Source organism: uncultured Tateyamaria sp. (assembly GCF_947503385.1).
In the GTDB taxonomy this organism is placed as follows: Bacteria; Pseudomonadota; Alphaproteobacteria; order Rhodobacterales; family Rhodobacteraceae; genus Tateyamaria.
In genome coordinates, this window is sequence record NZ_CANNDO010000024.1 from 1 (window position 1) to 1,293 (window position 1,293).

Genomic DNA, 1,293 nt, shown 5'->3' on the forward strand with positions numbered 1-1,293 from the left:
AAGCCGATGGGGTGGATGGCTCCTGCTCCAACCGGCGTCGCAATGCGCCATAGTGCAGGTGTCGATATCTGCTTATGAGAGGAGCCACCCCATGCAAGTTACCACAATCGGCGTTGATCTGGCCAAGAACGTGTTTCAGGTCCACGGCATTACCGACGATGAAAATGTCGTATTCAACAAACCACTGTGCCGCGCGCAAGTTCTGCCGTTTTTCACAAAGTTGGAACCCTGCCTGATTGGTATGGAGTCGTGCAGCACAGCGCACCATTGGGCTCGTGAACTTACCGCTTTGGGCCACAACGTTCGTCTAATCCCTCCGATTTATGTGAAGCCATATGTTAAACGCGGAAAGTCTGATGCCATTGATGCCGAGGCGATCTGCGAGGCTGTGACTCGACCGACTATGCGGTTTGTTGCCATCAAGACGGTTGAGCAACAGTCACTACTATCGCTGCATCGAGCGCGTGACCTTCTTGTTCGTCAAAGGACCCAATTGATCAATGGCCTGCGTGGCTTGGTCGCCGAGTTTGGCATTTACATCCCCAGAGGGCTCGCCCGTGTGATTGGGTTTGCTGAGGATATTGCCCTTGGTGAAGTGCTCGACCTACCAGACATCGCCAACGAAGTGATCCGTAACCTGTCAGAACAGCTCATGGCTTTGCATCAGCGGGTTCGCTGGTACGAAGAGCGCCTGAAGCAAGTTGCAAAGGAGGACGCGCGTGTTCGCCTTCTTCGCACGATACCAGGCGTAGGAGCGGTGACAGCTTCCGCGATCATCGCGAGCATTGGCGACGGGCATCAATTCAGAAATGGCCGCGAATTTGCAGCGTGGCTTGGCTTGACGCCCACGAATAAATCTAGCGGAGGCAAGGAAAAGCTGGGACGGATCACCAAGATGGGCGATCAGTACTTAAGATCATTGCTTGTCGTGGGGATGACCTCGCTGGTGAGGCAAACCCGATCACATCCAGAGCGCGCCAGTAAATGGCTGACGTCGCTACTCGAGCGCAAACCTGCCCGCCTGGCTACAGTTGCTATGGCCAACAAGACAGCTCGGATCGTCTGGGCCGTTCTCACCCGAAACGCACCCTACAACCCACATATGGCCTGAGGAGAAAGAACCACGAGTTAGCAAGACCTGCGAAATGATGGTGCAAAAGTCAGCCGCCAAAACCAAGACACCCCGTCGAAGGTCCCGGGCATCATAGCCCGCTAAGCCGTAAGGGACTTGGTTTGCGGAACCCATCAGGGCCAGCGGTCAAAACCGCGCAAACAGGCCGGACACACGACTGC

At 55.4% G+C, this 1,293-nt stretch carries 1 protein-coding gene; it reads left to right on the forward strand.

The genetic code is table 11. The annotated features are described in order from the left end of the window. Positions 1–91 precede the first annotated feature (91 nt). The gene (locus Q1A85_RS22920; protein WP_299695399.1) at positions 92–1,111 is read left to right on the forward strand and encodes an IS110 family transposase; all 1,020 of its coding nucleotides are present in this window, start codon (positions 92–94) and stop codon (positions 1,109–1,111) included. Positions 1,112–1,293 lie beyond the last annotated feature (182 nt).

Bases quoted from the DNA above. Each gene is read 5' to 3' on its own strand.
- Q1A85_RS22920 (WP_299695399.1), top strand. From the start codon at position 92: ATGCAAGTTACCACAATCGGCGTTGATCTGGCCAAGAACGTGTTTCAG.